Source organism: Azospirillum sp. RU38E (genome assembly GCF_900188385.1).
GTDB lineage: Bacteria > Pseudomonadota > Alphaproteobacteria > Azospirillales > Azospirillaceae > Niveispirillum.
Map to the genome: position 1 here is coordinate 1 of NZ_FZOI01000048.1, position 5,255 is coordinate 5,255.

General features: G+C 63.8%; 5 protein-coding genes. 1 reads left to right on the forward strand and 4 read right to left on the reverse strand.

Annotated features, from left to right (window positions below; translation table 11 throughout):
- Positions 1–249 precede the first annotated feature (249 nt).
- Together CHB97_RS25485 and mobQ are read right to left on the reverse strand one after the other, a co-directional pair.
- Positions 250–669: a hypothetical protein gene (locus CHB97_RS25485; RefSeq protein ID WP_089290833.1), complete on the reverse strand. Its 420-nt coding sequence runs from the start codon at positions 667–669 to the stop codon at positions 250–252.
- Positions 666–3,671: a MobQ family relaxase gene (gene mobQ, locus CHB97_RS25490; RefSeq protein ID WP_089290834.1), complete on the reverse strand. Its 3,006-nt coding sequence runs from the start codon at positions 3,669–3,671 to the stop codon at positions 666–668. The genes CHB97_RS25485 and mobQ overlap by 4 nt, the downstream gene beginning before the upstream one ends.
- 80 nt (positions 3,672–3,751) lie before the next feature.
- Between mobQ and CHB97_RS25495 the strand changes: the two genes are divergently transcribed.
- Positions 3,752–4,072: a hypothetical protein gene (locus CHB97_RS25495; RefSeq protein WP_089290835.1), complete on the forward strand. Its 321-nt coding sequence runs from the start codon at positions 3,752–3,754 to the stop codon at positions 4,070–4,072.
- On the opposite strand, the gene CHB97_RS25500 is transcribed toward CHB97_RS25495, so the two are convergent.
- A complete protein-coding gene (locus tag CHB97_RS25500; RefSeq protein WP_143271216.1) occupies positions 4,041–4,703 on the reverse strand; it encodes a hypothetical protein in 663 nt (220 codons plus the stop codon). The two genes, CHB97_RS25495 and CHB97_RS25500, sit on opposite strands and share 32 nt — an antisense overlap.
- 8 nt (positions 4,704–4,711) lie before the next feature.
- Entirely contained in the window at positions 4,712–5,143 is a 432-nt protein-coding gene (locus tag CHB97_RS25505; protein WP_089290837.1) for a hypothetical protein, read from the reverse strand.
- Positions 5,144–5,255 lie beyond the last annotated feature (112 nt).

A 5,255-nucleotide genomic window follows, 5' to 3' on the forward strand; every position in this document is an offset into this window, starting at 1 on the left:
GCGCCGCATCACGCCGGGAATGTCCCGACGCTATCCGCGCTTCAACGCGTTCCCGAAGATCTTCTGAATAAGCCTTGCCCATGATCCACCTCCGATAAAGATGAATCACATCCAGACCAAAAAGGGAATCCTTCGATTCCGCTTTCTCGCGCGATGCTCTAAGGATGGCATGACAGCGCGGTTACAATAGAGATTCCTTGTACGCCCCGGCTTCGCCTCTGCTTTGCATGCGACCGGGGTTTTGCTTTTCTATGGCAAAGACGGCCCTCTGCCTTTGCCTGCTTCGGCCACCTCTACCCGCTCAATCACGGGCGCATCCACCCCCACCACCTTGCCGTCATGTTCGTATAGCTCCATGAGCGTATGCGCCATGATCGCCTGCATCACCGCTTTCAGGCCGTGGCCCTGCATGGTGACGGCTTTGCCGCGATGGGTAAAGCTCAGGAACTCGGCTCCGCTGGTGCGGCGCAGGGCAAGGTTATCGAGGTTATGATACAGAAAGCCGTCCATGTCCCCGGTGGCGCGGTAGAGGGCAAAGCCCATCTGTACCCGGCTGCCGCTGCGGAAGGCCAGATACTCCCCATCGGCGGGGAGCGGCACAGGGGCGGCCTGCCCTTCCGGGATGGCTTCGCGCTGGCGGATAATGTCCTTGTAAATGTTGCTGCTCATGGGTCGATGCCGCCGGGTCTGGGCTTCGGGTCGTTCGACGGTCTGGTATCATACCCTTTTTGACGGGCATTGTTATCAACCTTGGGTTGAGTTGATGTGTCGGGCCGTGGGGGTGCCGGGCTGTCTGGTTCATGCTCCATCCGGTTCCGCCAGAAGGCGCGCATACGATCCCAGCGGCTACCGGCTTCCTTATCCTCGTCGGCACTGGCCCGCATGTCGGCGGCGGCCTGCCGCATGGTGCGGCGGTGCATGAACTCGAACGCATCCACCACCCGCCGGAATGCGGGGCTGTAGCGCTGCTGCTTGGTGCTGTCGGTGCCCGTGGTATCCGCCGGCGGCTGCACCGGGCGGAACTGTACGGCGGCCCGGCTTTCTTCCGGGCGGCCCATCTGGCGCGCGAGCTGGTTCAGGTCGTGGTCATGGGCTTTGTCGGGTGTCCATTGCCCCTGCACAAAGGTGACGTATCCGGCAAGGCCCCGGCGCTCGGCCATGTCAGGGCGGGCGTCGGCCCACCGTGCAAAGGCTCGTTCCGCCTGCTGGCGCTGTGCGTCAGTCAGGCCTTCCACACCACCCTTGGCCGCCATCCATGGATCGGTGCCGCGCACCGTGTCGCGGCTGGCAAACAGATGCATGGTTTCGGCGTGGCGGGTGGCCCCGACATAGGAGGTGGCGGCACGCTCCCCACCACCATGCAGCCGATAGGCAATGTCCACGGTAGCCCCTTGGCCCTTATAGACGGTGCCCGCATAGCCATGCCGGAAAGCGTTGAACTCCCCGGCCTGCATGTTCTCGCCCACGGTGAAGGACAGGGCGGCTTCCTCCTTGCGCCCATCGAGCGCCACCGTCACCTGTGCACCCTCGATGCGGCGGATGGTGGCCACCACCCCATTCGCCAACCCCGCCTGCCGGTCGGTCTTGCGGTAGCCATTGCCGGTGAACTGGATACGGTCACCCACCGCAAAGGGCGTTTGCCCATCCTGTACGGCCAAGACATGATCCGGCCCCAATAGCCCCCGCTGCCGGTACACGGCGCGCAACGCCTCGTTCACGGCTTTGGCGTCATCGTTGCTGTGAGTATAGGCAAAGCGCCGCGCCTCGGGGGAAGCTGCCAAATCATGGGCATAGCGTTCCGCCAGCGCCGCGCGGGCGGCTTCGCGCGTGTCAGCCCAATGGATGAAGCCCTGCTTATCGAAGATCTCCAGCGCCTCGCGGAAGCGGCCTTCATGCATGGCATTGAAGGCCTGGCGCTGCCCCCCGGCATCGGGGGCATGGTCGCGGATACGGCGGATTTCGGAAAGCTCGGATACAAGGTCGGGGTGCCGTTCCCGCAACGCCCCAAACAGCCCGCCATGCTGGTAGGCACTGGCAAGCTGCCGTTCATCGCCCACCAACACCAGCTTGGCCCCGGCAGCATCGGCGGCCCGCAATAAGCCCAGCATGTCGCGGGTGGACAGCATCGCCGCTTCGTCCACCATCAACACCGTATGGCGGTTCCAACGGGCGCGCTGGCGCTCCACATCCTGCATGACCCCGGCGAGGGTACGCACCTCGCGGAAGCCATCGCGTTTCATGTCCTGTATCACCTTGTTGGTGAATGACAGCCCCACCACCCGCGCACCCTCGGCCTCATAGGCTTGGCGAATGGCGGTCATGGTGTAGCTCTTGCCGGTGCCTGCTTCCCCGGCAATGATCGCCAGCCCCTCGGGGCCGGTAGCGGCATGGAAAGCGGCGTATTGTTCGGGGCGGATGGAACCGAACTGCCCCCGCTCCATGATGGCAATGCGGGTGGCTTCTTTCACCCGATGGCTGGTGTCACGGGTGCGGGCTTGGGCAAGGTCGAGGGCCTGCATCTCGCGCCGCAACACGGCCTTGCTGGTGTAGCGAACAATGGGGCCGCCATGGCGCTCGGCCAGCCGCACCACCTGCGGCAAGGCAAGGATTGCCTTGCACAGATGGGCGCGTTCGACCTCACCGGACACGGTGCGTTTCAAAATCGCCTTCAGCTCGGCCTCGCTGAAGGTCGCGCGGCGTTCGGTCAAAGCCAATAGAATGGCGGCGGGATCGTGGGTGCGGGTGGCGCTATCCTCGGCTTTGGCATGGGCGCGGCGCTGGCGTTTCACTTCCTCGTCGCGCTGCTTCTTCCCGGCCTCCACCGTCGCGGCTTCGATGGCGGCGCGTTCCTGATTGCGAGCCATCACCGCCCGGTTGGCATCGCCCACATCCGAACTTTCGCCACGGCGTTCCATGGCCGATGCGGACGGCCCCAGATGCCGGGTGGCTTCGCGGTCGATCCATTGCGCTTCGTAGCTGCGATGGTCGATGCGCATGTCGATGCCCGCCATTTCCAAATGGCGGTTGGTGATGTCGGCCCAAGCCTTGCGGATGGCGCAGACGTTCTTCTTGCCACCATTGGCAAGGTTCAGCTCGCGCACCTTTTCCCCGAACCCGGCATCGGTCATGCGGCGGTCGGTGATGAGCAAATGGGCGTGAAAATTCCGGTCGTCACTGCGACGGTCGGGGGCGTGCAAGGCGAAGTCCACCACCACGCCATAGGTATCGACCATGTACCGCGCGAACGCCCGCACCAGCGCCAACCGCTGGGCGCGGGTCAACTCATACGGCAGGGCAAGGCAGAACTCGCGGCCCGTGGTGGCGGTCGCGCGACGGGTGCTCTTGTCCTCGGCCTGTTCCGCCGCATTCCACAGTTTGGCGCGGTCAGTGGCCCATGCAGGGGAACCCAGCGGGGCCATGATCTCTGCATGCAGGATGCCGCGCTTGCGCGTGAAATCATGCAGCAAGCCAGTACGTTGGTCGGTGAGCGCGATCCCCGCGCGATAGGCAGCGGCGGCCACAATACTGCGCCCGCGACTCCGGCCAATGGTGCTTGCGCTGCAATGATATATTGCCATCGCTTTTTCCCGCCGGGAGGCCGCACTCATTCCAAAGGAATGACTAAGTGCGCCCTTCGCCTTGCTTGGGATGATAGCACAGGGTTCAGACATTCACCAAATGGCATGTTATGGTAAGATGCTTTTCGCCTTCCCGGCGATAGCATTCACGACGCACAGAAAGGACGGTGCCCATGGCGCGCCAGAAACCCATAGACAAAGCCAAAGCGATTGACCAGCAGATTCAGCAGTTGCTGGCACAGAAGAAAGCATTGGAAGCGCAACAGCGCGATGCCGAACGCAAGGCCGACACACGGCGCAAAATCCTCATCGGAGCGCTGGCGCTGGAACATTGGGAAAAGAACCGCGCCAGCGAGTTCGGCAAGGTGATGCATCGGCTGGCCGATGAATACATCACCCGCCCGAATGACCGCGCACTCTTCCCCGAACTGGCCCCGGTAGCGGGCGGGAGCGAAGCGCCCGCTACGGCAACGCCGGAGGATGGCGCGGCGTAAGCAGTGCCGCTACTTCCGGCGGCAATGCGGCATGCAGCTCATGGGGTGGGCGCGGGGCCGATGGCCGCAAGCGCGGCACGGCCACCGCCACCGGCACCGGGGCAATCACCCGGTTCCTGGCCTTCAACACCGCACGGGGACGCAACGGCCACGCGGGCGGCGGGAAGGTGCCCAACACCAGCGCCAACATTTTCGCCAGCGCCCAAAGCGCCACCAGCAAAGCCACCAGCACCGCCCCGATCAGCGCCGCATAAAGGCCGAGATGGCCGGTCGGTGCGCTGGTGGCCAGCACCCACGCGCGCCCGTCGCGGTCGATGCACAGCCACCATGCCAACAACAGCAGGATCAGCAGCGCCCACCGGCCCGGTATCCATGCCGCCAGACAGGCCAGCCACAGCACCGACAGGGCAAGCATCACCAGCCAAAGGATGGTTTCGGGACGGTCGTTGCCGTTGAACCAGACGGCAACCCAATGCACGCCCTGCTGCACCCACGGGAACAACAGCCATGCCGCAACGGCCAGCACTGCCACGACAATCCAGCGCGCCCCCGGCTTGCTGAAAAACGCCACCACGGCATAGGCGCTACAGAACAGCACCCGCACCAGATACCACAGCCACCGAAAGGGCATCGCCGCGCTCATTGCTGGCTGAACTCCGCTTGTATCCAGTGCTTGCCCGTGGCCTTCCATGTCGCGCCGTTGCGGATCACGATGGCGTCCACCTTGAATTTGTTCTTCGGGCCGCCGGTACGCAGCCGCCATGCGAACGCATCGGGCGGGATGGCGTATTCGTACCGGTATTGCCGCGCGCGGCTTTCCGACTGGCTGCGCCCGGAACCGCCATCGTAGGAACCGGCCTCGTCGTGCCGATGGCCACCACCGCGCCGCTCGTTCGCGTCGCTGGTGGTCAGCACGATCTCTTCCTGATGCTCCCGCCCGATGATTTCCGACGCCGCCTCGTTGGTTTCGCGCGACGTGTTGGCGTGGAAGATGCGCGTGCCGAATTTCGACAGGATGGCGTCGGCCCGATGCTCGGCATCGCGGCCCAGCCTTGCGTAATAGGTGGGCAAGTCCTGCGTAGCATAAACCCGGATTTGTCACCGGTTGCCGGCATTTTTCCGGATTTATTTTTGATAACAAGTAATTACCCTTATTTTGGAGCGGTTAAGAATTTACAGGGTG

Coding starts and splice junctions, on each gene's coding strand:
- CHB97_RS25495 (WP_089290835.1), top strand. CDS start 3,752: ATGGCGCGCCAGAAACCCATAGACAAAGCCAAAGCGATTGACCAGCAG.
- CHB97_RS25500 (WP_143271216.1), bottom strand. CDS start 4,703: ATGCCCTTTCGGTGGCTGTGGTATCTGGTGCGGGTGCTGTTCTGTAGC.
- CHB97_RS25485 (WP_089290833.1), bottom strand. CDS start 669: ATGAGCAGCAACATTTACAAGGACATTATCCGCCAGCGCGAAGCCATC.
- mobQ (WP_089290834.1), bottom strand. CDS start 3,671: ATGTCTGAACCCTGTGCTATCATCCCAAGCAAGGCGAAGGGCGCACTT.